This is a genomic window from Paenibacillus montaniterrae, assembly GCF_018403185.1.
Classification (GTDB): Bacteria; Bacillota; Bacilli; order Paenibacillales; family Paenibacillaceae; genus Pristimantibacillus; species Pristimantibacillus montaniterrae.
The window spans coordinates 199,451-215,486 of record NZ_BOSE01000007.1; the positions used below are offsets into that span (position 1 = coordinate 199,451).

The window sequence follows — 16,036 nt, forward strand, 5'->3', positions numbered from 1 at the left end:
TTTTATTGTAAGCACTTACATTGTAACAAGAGGGTAGGTGAATAATCAGTGAGAGAACTTTAGATTCTAATATAAAAACTATAGTTCTTATGGCTGGACTGGTATAACTAGATAAATCGTAGTACCTATTCCTTGCTGACTCGTTATCGAAAATTCAAATTGATCATCGTAAAACAGCTTTAAGCGGTAGAGCACATTTTGCATGCCTATGCGCTCGCCCAGATCTTTATTTTCCTCCAGATAGGAGTATATCTTCTGAACCTGCTCCTCGTTCATCCCCGCTCCGTTGTCCTCGATATAAGCATGCAGCTTATCCTCTACCAGCTTGAGCGAAATCGTTACTTTTCCACCTCGTTTAACCTTTTCAACGCCATGAATGCACGCGTTCTCTACAAAGGGAAGGTAGATCATTTTAGGTACAAGGCAGCCTTCCGCCTCAGGGTCCATCTCAATACTGTAATCCAATCGATCGGCAAAGCGGTATTTTTGAATTTCAAGGAAGCAGATGATGAACTCTACCTCTTCTTTTAATTTGATCTTGTCACGCTTCCATGTTAAAGAGCTGCGAAACAGCTTGGCCATATTGTGAATAATTTTGGCTGTTTCCTTCTCGTTTTTCATCATGCTGCGCATTCGGATCGTTTCCAGGGCATTGAATAGAAAGTGGGGGTTGATTTGGCTTTGCAGCGCATTAAGCTGGGCATGGCGATGCTCAAGCTCCATATTTTTCTCTTTAATATCCGCAACGTATACGTCATTAATGAGTGAGCTGATTTGCCGTGTCATGCGATTGAACTCGGTCGTAACCTGACCGATCTCATCTACTGCTTCACGATTCTTCACCAGTTCGAAGTTTCCATTTTTGACGCGCTTCATCTGTCCTAGCAAAAATCCAAGACGTTTTGTAACGGAACGGGAAATGACTACGATAATTACGGTTGCCAGTAAAATGTTGATTAAAGCAAACCATAATACAAACTGCCTTGCTTCCAACGCTTCATGAGCGATTTGATCCTCTGCTACATGAGCGACAATATACCAGTCCTGCAAAGGATTCATATCGAAAGGATGGACTTCAAATACATTAATATCGCTGCTAACCTGGATGTCATTCAGCTGCAGCTGCTCCTGTCGCCAGTTCACATTTGGATCGGTAGTATATTGCACGACACCGTACGGGTCTACCAAATATACGCTGCCAGGAATGTTCAAATTACCAAGAATAATATCAAAGGACTCTGTTTTCAGCTCAATTTTCAGTACCTTTTCCCAATTGCTTAGTGAATCGTTATAATCCATCACCCGAATAATGTTGAAGGTATCCGGATGCTCCGCTACTCGGCCTGAGGAAATGCTATCCTCCTTGCTGGCTCGAACAAAAATAGGCTCACTGGACGTTGTTTGGTCAAGCATGTTGTACCAATCGCTTTCGCGAATCGCATCGGAAAGAAAAGCGATGCCGCCAGAGTGTAGAACCATCGGATTGTCGACATAAATTTTAATGTTTTGCACTGACGTATAGACAGGCGTGTAGCTACTAATAATACGCCGCATATATCCGTCATAAGCAGCTACAAAATCGGCCGGGTTGCGATATTGCGAATCCAGTAGCAAATATAAGTTGTAATCGGTATAAAACACCCAGGATACGCTAACTGCCGCTTCGATCATGCGCTCCAGCTCCAGATGAACCTGCTCCAAAGAAATCTGAATATCCTCCATCCGCTGCTCCTGTACATTGCTGCTCATCATATTGTAAAAGATGACATTCGTTAAAATAATCGGGATAAATACACAGAGAAAATACATCATTAGAAATTTATTGCGCAGCCGAATATCGTCCAAATGCAGATTTTGTTTAATGCGGTGGATGAGCTTCATTATGTCTCACCTGCTGCATTGGATTTAAAGGTTTGGCGGTAGGCAGTTGGGGAAAGCTTCTCCAGCTTCTCAAATTGCGATACAAAATATTCAGGATGGCTAAAGCCCACCTTATCGGCTACTTCATAAATTTTCAGATCGGTTTGCCGCAGCAGCTTCTTCGCTTCCTGAATCCGAAGCTGCAGCAAATACTCATTGAAGTACAATTGATAGTTTTTCTTGAACAATTGACCCAAATAGACGGGATTAATATAGAACTGCGCAGCTATCGATTTGAGGCTGATCGGCTCGGCATAGTGCATATCGATATATTTCTTTATTCTTTGAATGCCTCCCTTGGCGATTTCCTTGCGCTCCTCGGCAATGCAGCGGCTGCAATCATAGGCGAAGGACAGCAGCAGCTCGCGCAAGGTGGCACGGTTCATATAGGCTGCTTCCCAGCCGATCAGCTCATTCAAATGCGTAAGACGGTTTTTGTCGATTTGCATCGTTTGCACAATATGCAAACAATCTGCGACCAGCTTATGAATCGTAGCTTTAATCGCTTCAACAGAGCAGCGCTGCTTGCCGAACTGCTCAAGCAAGCCATCCAGCTCACGCTTGACGCCCGCTTCGTTGTGCTGCTCGATTTCATGCAGCAGTCCTTTGTAGGCATCAGAAGGCAGCATAATGGTGCGCAGCTCATGCTGCTTTAGCTCGGCATTATCGAACAGCTGCCGATCATCGATGTATTTGAATTGTGCTGCATTCCGTGCGCCACGGTATGCCTCGCCAAGAAAATGTACGCCCGTACATTTTTCGCTGTAATAAATATGCAGCTGCTGATTGACAGCCAGCCGATTATGAAGCTGCTTGACAAAATTGTGGATTGAACCATTTTGCCGCAGAAAGCGCTGCGGTACAATGATGCCGAATTGTCCTCTTTGCGGAAACATCATATGAATCGTCATGTCCGGCAGCAGCGATTGAATGATGTTCATCATTTGCTGCATTTGAGTGTGGCTGAGCTGCCCTTGATTTTGGGCTGAGTGATAGTGATGCTCGATGAGCACATAGTAATGCTCCTCGTCTGAATTGAGCCCCATAGTATGGTATACCTCAAGCAGCTGCTGCTCGGAAATTGTTCCCAATGCCAACTGATTAAGCAGCTCTTGATTTTGCTGCGTAGTGGATTGCCTGCTCTTTTGTGACTCGCGGTTGATCGTTTCTGCCAGCTGAACGAGCGTCGTTTCCAGCGTTCCTTCATCAATCGGCTTAAGCAGAAAATCGCACACACCGTATTTAACTGCCTGCTGCGCATACTTGAATTCATCGTAACCGCTTACAATAATGAACTTTGTTGTCAGCTTTTCCTCCTGAATAACTTTCTGAATCAGCTCCAGTCCATCAAATTCAGGCATGCGAATATCGGTAATAACAACGTCCGGCCGCTCATTTACGATAAAATGAAAGGCATCCTCTCCGTTATCCTGCTCTCCAACAACTTCAAAGCCGCAAGCCTCCCAATTGACGAGTGCCCTTAAGCCCTGGCGAAAAAAGATTTCATCATCTACTAACAGTACACTTAACATGCCATTCACCCCAAACATTTTTAATAATTAATTGTGTGTATACGTATGTGAATTCATCGGTGTAACGAGCTTCTATAAGATGGATGATATGCCATTATCATATAACCGCTCACTTAAAATGTCTACTGGCACTACAAACGTTTTACACGCAAGCGTATGTTGAATAAACCTCAACAAGCCGCAGGGCACGATGCAGAAGCGCTCGTGCCTTGCGGCTTTTTTACGATTCATATGGTGTGATCGTTCATGGTGTGATCGTTCATGGTGTGATCGTTCAGTGAGCTGGTCGCGACAATAATAACCAATCCTGTAGCTTTATGCTGTCTTTTCCTTTGCCAGCGTTCCTCTCCTGTCGTAAGCAACCAGCAGCATAGCGGCACCAATTACTGCGCAAATAATGAACATCGTGGAGTACGAAGTAAGGTCAGCAATCGGCCCCATAACGATGCCGCCGAGTGACACGCCAAGATCGGCCATCGCAATAAATAAACCGATTAATACGTTACGCTCACTTTTTGGCAGCACAAAGCTTAAATAGGTAGTCAATGTCGGGTAAAGCAGTGCTTGAGCAACCCCCATCAATAGCGCGCCGCTGTAGAACAGATAAGCTCCTGCAGTTGCGGCAAAGCTTATGCAAAGCGAAGCAGCAGCAATCAGCAGCATGGTGCCGATCATAAAGGACGAGCGCCATTTGCCATCGGACGGAATTTTGCTTTTGAGCAAAAAGCGCGCCGCGACAACAACTGCCGCCTGCAGCATCAAATAGATCGCTGCGCTGCCTTGCGGGATTTGCAGCGCATAAAGTGGAACAAAGGCGGTTACTGCGCCAAACACCAGCGACGCGCTTAGCATTAAGGCACTGCTTCTGAACAAATGCGGATTGCGTACAAGCTGGCTTGCTGCTTTAAGCATTCCCGCGCCAGCATTTGCTCCGCCAGCCCCAGCGGTTCCAGCGGCCTCGCCAGCTTCAGGCTGCTGCTCTATGGTGGCTGTAAAGCCAACCAGGCCAGTAAGCACAGCAATGGCGATCATCGTCATGGCAAATATACTCATTTCCCCTGTTTGCCATATGCCGATCGCCAGCAAAGGGCCTATTATGCCCGGCAAGTAGGAGCAAAGCGAGTACATTGAGATGCCCTGCGAGCGGTCTTTTTCAGGCAGCGCATCAATAATGCCAAGCTGCAGCGCCATTGAGAAGAAGGCCGTGCATACGCCTTGCAGCATGCGCGCAAAGAAGTACCCGCCTATGCCAGTAAACGTATAAAGCAGCAAAGCAATCCCGTTGATCGTTAGAATGATGCGCAATATGCGAATCGGGCCGTAGCGTTGGATGAACTGGCCAGCCCATGGCCGAAAGACCATCGTCGTCAGCAGGTAGGCTCCCATAATAATGCCAATTGTCGAATTGGACGCGCCAAGCGACTCCCCTTTTAAGGGAATAATCACATTCAAAATCGAATTCGCGCTGAAATATAACAGCGTCAGCAGATACAGCCGCAAAAACGGCCAGGATAATGCTCCCTTCACCCCGCTTACGCTCCCTCCGTTTTGTGGTGTTATGTTGAGGTGCTACATAATAATTTTCTGCAGCAGTTCCTTGGCATAAGAGGATTGAACCTCCTTCAGATGCTTAGTCTCAATAAGCTCTTCAATCATGCCGCCTTTAATAATCAACATTCTGTCGCATAAGTAAGCTGCCGCTGCGATATCGTGAGTAATGAAAATATAGCCTACGCCTAACGTATCCTTCAATTCTTTCAGCAATTCAAGCACTTGCATTTGCACGGAGCCGTCAAGCGAGCTTACCGCTTCGTCAAGCAAAATGCATGAAGGCTTGGTGGATACAGCTCTGGCAATGCATACCCGCTGCGCTTCTCCACCTGACAGCTGATGAGGATATTTGGCAAGATAGGAGCCATCCAAGCCTACCTGCACCAGCAGCTTGACGATCTCATCCTCTGATGGCGGAGCGGCTTGACGTGCAATCGTCAACGGCTCCATAAGCGCTTGCCGTACCGTATAAAACGGATTGATCGAAGAGGTATAATCCTGAAAGACAGCGCTAATCGCATCTCTTCTGACGCTTCGTTCCGTTACAGGCCGCCCATTAAAGACAATTCGGCCTTGATCCGGCTTTTCAATTCCTAGCAGCAAGCGGCCAAGCGTTGATTTGCCGCTGCCGCTTTCACCGATAATGCCGAGGCATTCGCCATGCTGCCAGTCGAAGCTGATATTATGCAGCACTTGCTGCCGAGCTTTGCGCAGCCAGCCATTTTGGCGATACGATTTGTATACTCCTTCAACCTTCAACAACAGCCTCGCCCCCCATCAGCTCCGTAAAATGGCGGCTTAGCGCAAGCTTGGACGATACCAGATACCGGGTATACGGATGCTTGGCCTCGGCCAGCACATCGCTCGTTTTGCCGCGTTCAATAATATGTCCATCCTTCATAACCAGCACATCGTCTGCAATCCGCTTCACGATGCCAAGATCATGAGATACGAAAATCATCATGCCGCCCAAGCGGCTGCGCAGCGCGATGAACTGCTCTACCACCTCATATTGCGTAATCGCATCCAATGCCGTCGTTGGCTCGTCGGCAATAATGACATCCGGCTCAAGTACGAGCGCCAGCGCAATCATCGTTCGCTGCAGCATCCCTCCCGACAGCTGATAAGGGTAGCTCTTTAACACTTTGTCCGGATCCTTCAAGCCAACGCTTGCCAGTGCCGCTTTCAGCTTGGCGATAGCGTCGCTGCGGCTCCATGGATAGTGAACAGCCAGTGTTTTAAGCAGATGAGCGCCGACCGGGCGAGACGGATCAAATGCACGCATGCCGTTCTGCATAATCATGCAAAGATGCTTTCCTCTAAACTGACGCATCTCCTTGTCGGAAAGCTCCTCCAGATTGATCCCATTCAGCTCAATATGGCCGGACTGCTGCAAGCTTGCCGGATTCAGTCTCATAATCGCTCTGCACGTAAGCGACTTTCCGCTGCCGCTTTCGCCAACAATAGCCAGACACTTTCCTTGCTCAACGCGAAAGGAGCTGTCGGGGACGATAACGCTGCCTGTGCGGCTGTCCCATATTTTCAAGCGGCTAATTTCGAGTGAATGCATAGCTTTATGCCACCTCCTTGCGGCGCAGCTTCGGCAGAATCGTGTTCATGCCCGCCTTAGACGGCTTACCATAGGTCATCAGCTTCGGATCAAGCGCCGTTTGCAGTGAATCCGACAGAAAATTGACCGCCGAGACGACAACGATAATGGCTATTCCGGGAGCCAGCATCAGCTCTGGCCGGGTGAACATCACTGATCTTGCTTCGTTCAGCATCATTCCCCACTCTGCATGAGGCGCCTGAATGCCGAGACCGAGGAAGGACAAGCCGGATATTTGCAAAATCATCGAGCCAAAGGAGCTGCTCGATACGACGGCGATTTCCGGCAGCGCAACCGGAGTAATATGTCTGGCCATAATGCGCATATGACCGGCGCCGAGCACCTTAGCGAATTTCACATAGTCAGCATCGGCAAACTGCATCACTGCGGTTCTAATAACGCGGGCAAACCAGGCCCACTTCATCAGTACAAAGGCCAGCAATATATTTTCCAGCCCTGCTCCCAGCATGCCAACCACTGCCAGCGTCATAACGTAGCCTGGAAAAGACAGCATGCAGTCGCAGATACGCATGAGCAGCGCGTCCACTTTGCCTCTGAAATACCCTGCTGCAAATCCTAGCAGCGCGCCGATACAAGCGGAAGCGGCAAGCGCAGCGAGCACATACAGCACACTGGGACGAATGCCATAAATGAGACGCGACAGCACACAGCGCCCGAGATGGTCGTTGCCAAGCCAATATTGCCAGGAAGCCCCGGCAAATCGCAGCTCCATATTCACTTCATTCGGATTATGCGGGGCGATAAACGGCGCGCATAGCCCAACCAGCAGCGTAGCTGCTACAACTGAAAGTGAAGCAACCGCCATTTTATCTTTCATCAACCGCTTTAGCAGATTCATTTAGAACTCCTTCCTTAGCTTAGGATTAAATGCTGCATTAATAATGTCTGAGGCAGTATTGAATAGAACAAAGGCTGCTGCAAGCACGAGAACATAGGCCTGGATAATCGGGAAATCTCGTCCCAGAATCGAATTGACGGTAAGCGTGCCAAGACCTGGCCATGCGAAAATATTTTCGACAACGACCGTGCTGCCCAGTATGACAGGGATCGCAAGCCCAAATACCGACACGGCAACCTGCAAGGAATTGCGCAGCACATACATGATCACGCTTGTCTCCGACAAACCGCATGCTCTGCCGTACAGCACATAGTCCTCGTTAAGATTGCTGAGCATGGAGCTGCGGATCATCCGAAAATAAATGCCCGCATAGCCGATTACAATGACCGCAACCGGCAGTATGTAGCTGCTGATCGAATCCATCCCGCTGGTCGGCAGCAAATCAAGCTTGACGGAAAAATACCACACCATCAAGGCAGCCAGCCAGTAAGCGGGCAGCGAGGTCAGCAGGAAGGAGAAGCCGCGAACTGACAGATCAAGCCATCCTCCCTCTCGCAAGGCACAGACTACGCCCATTACGATTGAAAATAAAATAATAAAGGCAGATGATACCAGCGTCAGCTTGAGCGTGTTGAGCAAAGCCGGGCCGAGCAGCGACCATACCGGTTTGCCAGTCACATAGGAGCTGCCAAAATCTAGCTGAAAGCTGGAAATGAGCCAATCGAAATATTGAATCAAAAACGGGCGATCCATGCCAAGCTCGGCTCGCGTCTCCGCAATCAGCTCCTCCGTGATCGTCGGCACGCCTTGCGCATGCAGCACAACCTCGGCAGGATCCATCGGAGAAAGCTGATTCAGCACAAATGCCAAAAATGAAATGACAATGAGCAATGGCAGCGCGACAGCAATGCGCCGCAAAATATATCCTCCCATATTGCTTCCTTTCCTCCTCTAACGCGCTAATCCGCAGGTTTTCAGCTTATTCTATTCGAAATACATCAGCTCGAATGGCAGCTCAAATTGCGTTTGCTTGAATGAAATGCTCTGCAAGCCGGTTGGTGCAACCACCGTAACACTACCGTTCGTCAGCGGAATAAACACTGCCTCTTCATGAACAATTGTTAAAATATCGCGATAGAGCGCCTTGCGCGTCTCTTCATCTGTCGACACCATTACCTCATCAATCATCTGATACAGCTGCTCCGCTTGTGCAATGCCGCTTGTCGTATGGCGATAGGAGGAATCGGCAGCAAAGGCGGCAATCGTGCTTTGCGGATCGTACGCCAGCCCCCATGTCTGGTTGAACAGCAGCTCGTAATCGCCGGTCGAGCGACGATTGGCAATGGAGCTTGATTCTTCGCCGATAAGTTCAAGCTTCATGCCGATTTTGAGTGCTTCACTTTGCAGCAGCTCAGCTTCTGTTTTTTGCGAGGAGGAGTTGACATCATAGTATAGCTTCAACACCAGCGGACTCCCGTTCTTCGTGCGAATGTCGCTGCCTGCCTCCTGCACCCAGCCTGCCTGCTCCAGCAGCTGCATCGCTTTTCCCGGATCGTAGCTTCTAGCCTCGAGCCCTATATCCGCATAGTTGACATTTGCAGAAAAAAGCGTCTCTGCCGCTGTTTCTGTGCCGCTGAAAATGGTGCGGCTAATCATTTCGCGATCGACGACATGCCAGATCGCTTCGCGCACTGCTTTATCGCTTGCTGGACTTTCCTGCTTGCTGCTGTTGGCTACAATCATTTTCGTGTTCATCGGCTCACTTCGCACGATCTGATAATCGCCTGAATCGACCAAGCGCTGCATCGCTTCCACATCAAGGCTGTCAGCACCGCGATCATCGGTAAATACGAAATTAACCTCACCTTTTTGCAAGGCAAGCAATGTCGTTTCACCGGCAGGCAGTACTTTAGCGGTAATCGACTTCACCTTAGGCTCGCCGCCCCAGTAGCTTTCATTCGCTGTGAAACGGGCATACTGCTCGGTTACATGCTCCGTCAGTTTATAAGGCCCTGTGCCGTTGTATCCCTTAACGCCGTCCTTCGTTTCTCCATCAATAAAATCATTAGGAGACAAAAACACAAAGGGACGGGTCATTGACAGCTCCAGCAAAGCCGGGTAATAGGGCTCCGTCAGCTTCATTTGGACGGTATGCTCATCAATAACGCTAACTTCCTCAAGCATAGTCGACAGCTTGATCCAGGCATGCTTGCTTGCATTGCGCTGCACCGCTTCAATGTTGAGCTTAACCGCCTCGGCATTGAAGGGAGCTCCGTCATGGAACGTTACATTTTTTCGCAGCTGGAACGTATACACCTTGCCATCGCTGGAAATTTCCCATGATTCCGCCAGCAGCGGCTTAATGCCATCCTTCGTGTTCTCGACAAGCGATTCATACACGATTCCTTGCGCCGCCATCGAACCAGGGTATAGATGCGGGTTCATGTCGTTAATATCTTTGGCCGTTGCATAAATGATTTCTTTGACGCTGCTATCCCCTTCTGCACTGCTTTGCACATCTGCGCCGTTTTGTGCGCCTGAGCTGCTCTGCGCTCCTTCACCGTTGTTGCCAGCACTGCAGGCAGACAGCCATATAATCGCCAATAGCGCAGTCAGCAATACAACTCCCTTTTTTATGTTCATTCTCCAAGCACTCCTTTTTAATCGTAAATATTACGAAATAACTCAATCGCAATTAATTGTAATGATAACCATTATCGTTGTCAATAACATTTTTACTATTTTTTCTAGATCTAAAAAATCGATTGACTCCGTACCATTATCTGGATATAATCTCCTCAGATTTATTAGTAATCATTACTATTAACAACATTGGCACGAGCGCATCTATTTCAATTGCACTTGGAGGGTTAGCGCATGAAACTGGAGCTTGATTTTGTCAAATGCAATCCTGTACACAACATGACGATCCTTGTAAAAACAGAATATCCTGTCGAACAGCACCTCCACATCGCCTCGCAGATGATGGCCTATCATCATCTCTATGCCGAGCAGGTCGGTTTTGTTGAGAAGGCAAGCCGACTCGACTGTGCTGCGAGGCTGCAAATGGCAGGAGGAGAATTTTGCGGCAACGCTTGTATGTCCTTGGCAGCCTATCTCGCGGCGGAGCAAAATTTGCCGGAGGGCGGCAAAACAGAATTTGCTTTAGAGGCTTCAGGAGCAGCTATGCCTGTGCATTGCCAGGTAAAGCAAGATGGTGGAGCATATATCTGCGAGGTGGAAATGCCTGTTCCCGAGCGGTTGGAACGAGCCTCGGTTTCAGTTGAAGGCCGTGACATTGAACTTGGCATTGTCCGCTATCGCGATAGCTTCCACGCGATTATCGAGGTTGAGCATGTTGATCATCTTGCCAGAGCCATGTCAGAACGACTTGCCAGGCTGCTTGGTATAGCTTCCGGAGGTTCGCTGGTCGGCATAATGTTGTATCGTTCGGCCAGCAATGAGCTGCTGCCACTTATTTATGTGCCTGCCCTGAACAGCATGATCTGGGAGCAGGGCTGCGGCTCGGGAACCGCCTCACTAGGCGCTTACCTTGCATGGAGCCGTCAACAAAATATTGCCATTCCGATTCGCCAGCCTGGCGGCTGCATTCATGTGATTGCAGCCTGCAGCAACGGCCAAATTTCTAGCCTGCGAATTAAAAGCTCAGTCAGCATCGTCGCTCAAGGCAGGGCTTATGTGGACGACAATATCCAAAACTTAGGAGGTAGATGCTAGAATGGAAAAGCTTCAAATGCAAATGCTGCAGTTTCGAGACAGCTTCGCACATGCTGCCGTACTTTATGACGGTACTTCACGCTACATGATGGAGCTGGAAAATACAATTGACTGTTTTTCTGCTTTTATTACTAACGAAGACTATCAGCGAGACTGGCTCGCTCTGTCACAGCAGGAGCTCGCAATGCTGAATCCGCTTGTTATGGAATTAAGAGCCTCATCTGCGCGCTGTGTGGCAATTATGGAAAAATACCGAGCGCTTAAGCTGCTCGAAAAAGGCGATAACAAAAATGATTATTTCTTCAACATAGAAGCCTCAATTGAAAAAGAGTTCGGAAGCTTTCAAATTACACCCGATTCTAAAGTGGTGCTGGTTGGCTCTGGCGCCTTTCCGATGACGCCACTGCTTATTGCAAAGCGTACGGGAGCTGCTGTAACCGGAATCGATATTGACGAGGAAGCCGTCAGCTTAGGAGAAAAAATCGTAAAGCTGCTAGGCGCCGATCTTCCTATCCAGCTAAAACACACTGAACTGGAGCAGCTTGATTGGATCGGTGAAACAACCCATATTATTTTCAGCTCTACGGTTTCGTTAAAATATCATTTGCTCGATTGGCTCTTTGATGCCGCCAATCCTGAAGTCGTAGTTGCAATGCGCTATGGAGACGGATTGAAGTCGCTGTTCAACTTCCCTATGGAGGAAGTTGATTCTCGCAAATGGAAGCTGGTGGAAGCTGCGATACGGCCAACGCATATCTTTGACGTCGCCCTATACAGCAAAGCGCTTGCACCTGTTATGCAAGGAGGTGATCGTATATGAGCAAGCTGTTTCATCGTGCTTTAATAGCAGGAACAGGTCCTGTAGCTGTACAGCTTGCAGTGATGCTCAAACGATATTGGAAGTGCACAGTCGGTATCGCCGGACGCCAGTCTGTTCGCTCTGCGCCATTTTTCGACGCCCTGCGGCAAAGTGACAGCACCGTGCGCGCAGAGGTGCAAAACTCGCAGCATCACGGACTTGAAGGAGAATATCAAATCGATAGTGTGTATGATAGCTATGAGCTCGTCGCAGGACAATGGGATGTTCTGATCTTGTCGGTTACGGCGGACGCCTATGTACACGTATTGGAGCTGCTTCAACGGCAAGTGCTTCACCGCCTGCAATGTGTTGTGCTTATTTCGCCTACATTCGGCTCTAATGCGCTGGTCACCGAATATTTGCAGGAAAATCGCTGTACGGCAGAGGTGCTCAGCTTCTCTACTTATCTTGGTGACACGCGTCGATTGGACGATAAACCGTTCAACTATGTACTTACTACAGCGGTAAAACGTAAGGTTTACGCAGGAGCTGCGTTTACAGACTGTGAGACAGCTGCTATTGAATCAGCCCAATCAGCAGAAGCCTTTCAAGAGCTTTACAGGGATTCAGGCATCAGCTTGGAAGTGGTGAATTCACCGCTGGAAGCAGAGACTCGCAATATTTCGTTGTATGTCCATCCGCCGCTATTTATGAATGAAATTTCGCTTGGCGTTATTTTCGATCGGCCTGCTGTTCCGAAATTCGTATATAAGCTGTTTCCTGAAGGACCAATTACGATGCAGTTAATAAAGGAATTGCTTCGACAGTGGGAGGAAATATCGGCACTTGTCAGAAAGCTGGGAGGCGCACCTGTCAATCTGCTGCAGTTCATGGTTGACGATAATTACCCGGTAAGACCGGAAAGCTTGCCGCGTCATGAAATCGACCGCTTCCCTCAGCTTTCTCCTGTGCAGCAGCAATATTTACTATTTGTGAGGTACGCTTCCCTGCTCATTGACCCTTTTTCAGAGCCGGACGAGGCGGGCAAATACTTTGATTTTTCCGCTGTGCCGATACGGCATATTTTCATAAATCATGAGGGGGCTTGGGATATACCGCGCATGCCGAAGGAGGATTATTACCGAATCAAAATAATCCAGGGCATCGCCAAAGATGCTGGCCTGCAATGCCCGATGATCGATGCCTTCATCGACCGCTATGAGCATATGCTTTCAGCCGCAGCACGCAAGCTCCAGGGAGAAACGTTATCGGAGGCATTCACAATTCAAAGCTTCGAGCGTGATATTAGGCGAATTTGCAGGCAGCTGCTGCCCTCAATAAGAGGCTCCCATAAGCAGCCATAATCCATATATAGGCACAAAATATAGACACAAAGCAGCCCCCGCACCAGGCATGTCCAGTAGTGGTTGGAACCGTGCCTTGTACGGGGGCTTTGTGCTTTGAGTTCTATAACCCGGTTAAGCTACTTGCTAAGCAGCGATCTGTCCAATAGATCTGTCAAAATTAAAGCTTTTCCGGCATTGCTTCTGGACGTGTACAGCTGTGCTGAACCTGGTAGTGACGTTCTCCCGCTGATGCAATGTGAACGCCATGCATCACTTCGAGCACCTGCAGCGCCAATTCTCCGCTTGCTCGATGAGGACGATTTTCGCGAATCGCAATCGCCATATCCAGCAAGCCAATGCCACGAGACTGCTCTGTATGTGAATGCGTCAAAGCAATTTCCTCGAATTGGTCACTGCCAGCTCGTCTAAGCTTGACAGGGCCAGCAAATGTGTTCGGATCAGGCACGATCAACGTGCCTTCGCTGCCGTACAGCTCGATATTAGGCAAGCTGCTGCCGCCTTTAATGTCAAAGCTGGTAATCAACGTTGCCGTTGCTCCGGAAGCAAAGTCGAGCACGCTGTTAATATGTGTCGGTGTTTCAACCTCGATCATTTCTCCGTGTCGCGGCTGACTCGTAATCATGCGCTGCGGATACGAAATAACCGCAGAGCCTGTCACGCGCTCGATCGGACCAAGCAGCGTAATAAACGCAGACAAGTAGTACGGTCCCATATCGAACATTGGTCCTGCTCCAGTCGCATATAGAAACCCAGGATTCGGATGCCAGCTTTCCGGGCCGCCCGACAGCATAAAGCCTGTAGCAGCGATCGGCTTGCCAATTATGCCGTCGTCAATAAGCTTGCGACATGTTTGGATGCCGCCGCCCAGCACGGTGTCAGGCGCTACGCCAACCCGCAAATTGCGTTCCTTTGCCTTGGCAATAATCCGCTGGCCATCCTCGACGGTTACTGCAAGCGGCTTTTCGGAATAGACATGCTTGCCTGCCTCGAGTGCAGCGAGGCTAATGCTGGCATGCGCCTGCGGAATTGTCAGATTGAGCACAACCTCAATCTCAGGATCAGCAAGCAGCTGCTCAGTCGTCAGCACCTTGCCAATTCCATATGCAGCAGCCTTGCTTTGTGCCAGCTCCGCATTTAGATCCGCCAGCGCTACAACTTCAAGCTGCTCGTAATGCACACAATTTTTCAAATACGCCTCGCTAATATTTCCACAGCCTATGATCCCAACTTTAACTTTTTGCACTTTATTGTTCTCCCCTACCGTTCAAGTTAAGTAAATCTTGCACTATCCTAACCTTACTTGCATTTGGCAATTTCGACAATAACCTGTACCGCTTTTTCCATCGTATCCAGCGAAATATATTCGTATTTGCCATGAAAATTTTCGCCGCCAGCAAAAATATTCGGCGTTGGCAACCCCATATAGGACAGTCTCGAGCCATCCGTTCCACCGCGGATTGGCTGTACAATTGGTGTAATGCCCAGGCTGGTCATCGCTTCATGAGCGCGATTGACAATCTCCATGTTCTGCTCAATGATGTCACGCATATTGAAGTAGCTGTCGGTAATTTCAAGCTCAATCGCTTGCTCGCCGTATTTTTGCTGCAGCTGCTTCGCCGTTTGCTGCATAAACTGCTTGCGCTCCTCGTATTTCTGCTTGTCGAATTCACGAATGAGATAGTGCAGCTTCGTCACCTCTACGCCGCCTTCAATTCGACCGAGATGGTAAAAGCCTTCATAGCCTTCAGTATGCTCAGGAGTTTCCAGCAGCGGCATCGCCGCTTGGAAGTCAAGGGCTATGCGAGTTGAATTGACCATTTTGCCTTTTGCCGTGCCTGGGTGCACACTGCGACCGTAGCAGGTTACAACTGCGCTCGCTGCATTGAAATTTTCATATTGCAGCTCGCCCAGCGGTCCGCCATCCATCGTATAAGCAAAATCTGCGCCAAAGCGCTCGACATCAAAGCGATCTGCACCACGGCCAATCTCCTCATCGGGGGTGAATGCGATCTTGATTGTGCCATGCTTAATTTCCGGGTGCTCCTGCAAATAGGCAATCGCGGTCATAATTTCCGCGATCCCAGCCTTGTCGTCTGCGCCAAGCAGCGTCGTTCCATCGGTAGTAATAAGCGTTTGCCCTACATAGCCGCGCAGCTCAGGAAACTGCTCCGGGGAAAGCACGATTTGTCTTGTTGCGTTCAGCACGATGTCGCCGCCATCATACGCTTCAACAATTTGCGGATTGACATTCGTTCCCGTAAGCTCGGTCGCCGTATCCATATGCGCCAGAAAGCCGATCACAGGCTGCTGCTCGTCGCAATTAGCTGGCAAGGTCGCCATCACATAGCAATTCTCGTCGAGCGTAACATCGTCCAGCCCAAGCTGCTTAAGCTCCTCCACCAGCTGCTTGGCAAGCACCCACTGTCCTTCTGTTGAAGGACAGGATTGAGAGGCCGCATCGGACTGAGTGCCAATTTGAACATAGGATAAAAAGCGCTGTAATAATTGATCTCTCATATTTGTACTGCTCCTTTGTGTAATCAGCGCTACGGAGCAAAGCATCCTCCAGTCGCTTTTTAAATCGTAATGCTCTTATTTAAATTTTAAGGTTGCATTACGATGTTAAAGGCGACACACTTCGTTTTTCGGATGCTTTGCTCC

Annotated in this window: 13 protein-coding genes; 3 read left to right on the forward strand and 10 right to left on the reverse strand. The window is 48.9% G+C overall.

All coding sequences use genetic code 11. The features are described from left to right. Positions 1–87: 87 nt before the first annotated feature. From KJS52_RS18090 to cntA, 8 genes are all read right to left on the reverse strand, one after another. On the reverse strand, positions 88–1,881 hold the full coding sequence (locus tag KJS52_RS18090; RefSeq protein WP_213517931.1) for a sensor histidine kinase: 1,794 nt from the start codon (positions 1,879–1,881) through the stop codon (positions 88–90). Next, positions 1,881–3,452 carry a response regulator transcription factor gene (locus KJS52_RS18095; protein WP_213517932.1) on the reverse strand — a complete coding sequence of 524 codons (1,572 nt, stop codon included), beginning with the start codon at positions 3,450–3,452 and terminating at the stop codon, positions 1,881–1,883. The genes KJS52_RS18090 and KJS52_RS18095 overlap by 1 nt, the downstream gene beginning before the upstream one ends. A gap of 315 nt (positions 3,453–3,767) precedes the next feature. After that, positions 3,768–4,979, reverse strand: a complete 1,212-nt coding sequence (gene cntE / locus KJS52_RS18100; protein WP_213517934.1) for a staphylopine family metallophore export MFS transporter CntE — start codon at positions 4,977–4,979, stop codon at positions 3,768–3,770. A gap of 42 nt (positions 4,980–5,021) precedes the next feature. Then, positions 5,022–5,765, reverse strand: coding sequence for an ABC transporter ATP-binding protein (locus KJS52_RS18105; protein WP_213517935.1), 744 nt, complete (start codon positions 5,763–5,765; stop codon positions 5,022–5,024). After that, positions 5,752–6,573: a staphylopine uptake ABC transporter ATP-binding protein CntD gene (gene cntD / locus KJS52_RS18110; RefSeq protein ID WP_213517937.1), complete on the reverse strand. Its 822-nt coding sequence runs from the start codon at positions 6,571–6,573 to the stop codon at positions 5,752–5,754. Before cntD ends, KJS52_RS18105 begins: the two co-directional genes overlap by 14 nt. Before the next feature lie 4 nt (positions 6,574–6,577). Further along, positions 6,578–7,471 (reverse strand): staphylopine uptake ABC transporter permease subunit CntC, encoded by an 894-nt coding sequence (gene cntC / locus KJS52_RS18115; protein WP_213517939.1) that lies wholly within the window; start codon positions 7,469–7,471, stop codon positions 6,578–6,580. Beyond that, on the reverse strand, positions 7,472–8,404 hold the full coding sequence (gene opp1B / locus KJS52_RS18120) for a nickel/cobalt ABC transporter permease (protein WP_213517941.1): 933 nt from the start codon (positions 8,402–8,404) through the stop codon (positions 7,472–7,474). 51 nt (positions 8,405–8,455) lie between these two features. Continuing rightward, entirely contained in the window at positions 8,456–10,114 is a 1,659-nt protein-coding gene (cntA, locus tag KJS52_RS18125) for a staphylopine-dependent metal ABC transporter substrate-binding lipoprotein (RefSeq protein WP_213517943.1), read from the reverse strand. A 234-nt stretch (positions 10,115–10,348) separates the two neighbouring features. Between cntA and KJS52_RS18130 the strand changes: the two genes are divergently transcribed. From KJS52_RS18130 to KJS52_RS18140, 3 genes are read left to right on the forward strand one after another with little or no spacing between them, the layout of a single operon-like run. Beyond that, positions 10,349–11,209 (forward strand): histidine racemase CntK family protein, encoded by an 861-nt coding sequence (locus KJS52_RS18130; RefSeq protein ID WP_213517945.1) that lies wholly within the window; start codon positions 10,349–10,351, stop codon positions 11,207–11,209. 1 nt (position 11,210) lies between these two features. Next, a complete protein-coding gene (locus KJS52_RS18135) occupies positions 11,211–12,029 on the forward strand; it encodes a class I SAM-dependent methyltransferase (RefSeq protein ID WP_213517947.1) in 819 nt (272 codons plus the stop codon). Then, positions 12,026–13,372, forward strand: coding sequence for an opine metallophore biosynthesis dehydrogenase (locus KJS52_RS18140; RefSeq protein WP_213517955.1), 1,347 nt, complete (start codon positions 12,026–12,028; stop codon positions 13,370–13,372). The genes KJS52_RS18135 and KJS52_RS18140 overlap by 4 nt, the downstream gene beginning before the upstream one ends. 160 nt (positions 13,373–13,532) lie before the next feature. On the opposite strand, the gene KJS52_RS18145 is transcribed toward KJS52_RS18140, so the two are convergent. Together KJS52_RS18145 and pepT are read right to left on the reverse strand one after the other, a co-directional pair. Next, positions 13,533–14,618 carry a Gfo/Idh/MocA family protein gene (locus tag KJS52_RS18145; RefSeq protein WP_213517957.1) on the reverse strand — a complete coding sequence of 362 codons (1,086 nt, stop codon included), beginning with the start codon at positions 14,616–14,618 and terminating at the stop codon, positions 13,533–13,535. Positions 14,619–14,671: 53 nt separating this feature from the next. Continuing rightward, positions 14,672–15,892 carry a peptidase T gene (gene pepT / locus KJS52_RS18150; RefSeq protein ID WP_213517959.1) on the reverse strand — a complete coding sequence of 407 codons (1,221 nt, stop codon included), beginning with the start codon at positions 15,890–15,892 and terminating at the stop codon, positions 14,672–14,674. Positions 15,893–16,036 lie beyond the last annotated feature (144 nt).

Coding starts and splice junctions, on each gene's coding strand:
- KJS52_RS18090 (WP_213517931.1), bottom strand. CDS start 1,881: ATGAAGCTCATCCACCGCATTAAACAAAATCTGCATTTGGACGATATT.
- KJS52_RS18095 (WP_213517932.1), bottom strand. CDS start 3,452: ATGTTAAGTGTACTGTTAGTAGATGATGAAATCTTTTTTCGCCAGGGC.
- cntD (WP_213517937.1), bottom strand. CDS start 6,573: ATGCATTCACTCGAAATTAGCCGCTTGAAAATATGGGACAGCCGCACA.
- cntC (WP_213517939.1), bottom strand. CDS start 7,471: ATGAATCTGCTAAAGCGGTTGATGAAAGATAAAATGGCGGTTGCTTCA.
- opp1B (WP_213517941.1), bottom strand. CDS start 8,404: ATGGGAGGATATATTTTGCGGCGCATTGCTGTCGCGCTGCCATTGCTC.
- cntA (WP_213517943.1), bottom strand. CDS start 10,114: ATGAACATAAAAAAGGGAGTTGTATTGCTGACTGCGCTATTGGCGATT.
- KJS52_RS18130 (WP_213517945.1), top strand. CDS start 10,349: ATGAAACTGGAGCTTGATTTTGTCAAATGCAATCCTGTACACAACATG.
- KJS52_RS18135 (WP_213517947.1), top strand. CDS start 11,211: ATGGAAAAGCTTCAAATGCAAATGCTGCAGTTTCGAGACAGCTTCGCA.
- KJS52_RS18140 (WP_213517955.1), top strand. CDS start 12,026: ATGAGCAAGCTGTTTCATCGTGCTTTAATAGCAGGAACAGGTCCTGTA.
- pepT (WP_213517959.1), bottom strand. CDS start 15,892: ATGAGAGATCAATTATTACAGCGCTTTTTATCCTATGTTCAAATTGGC.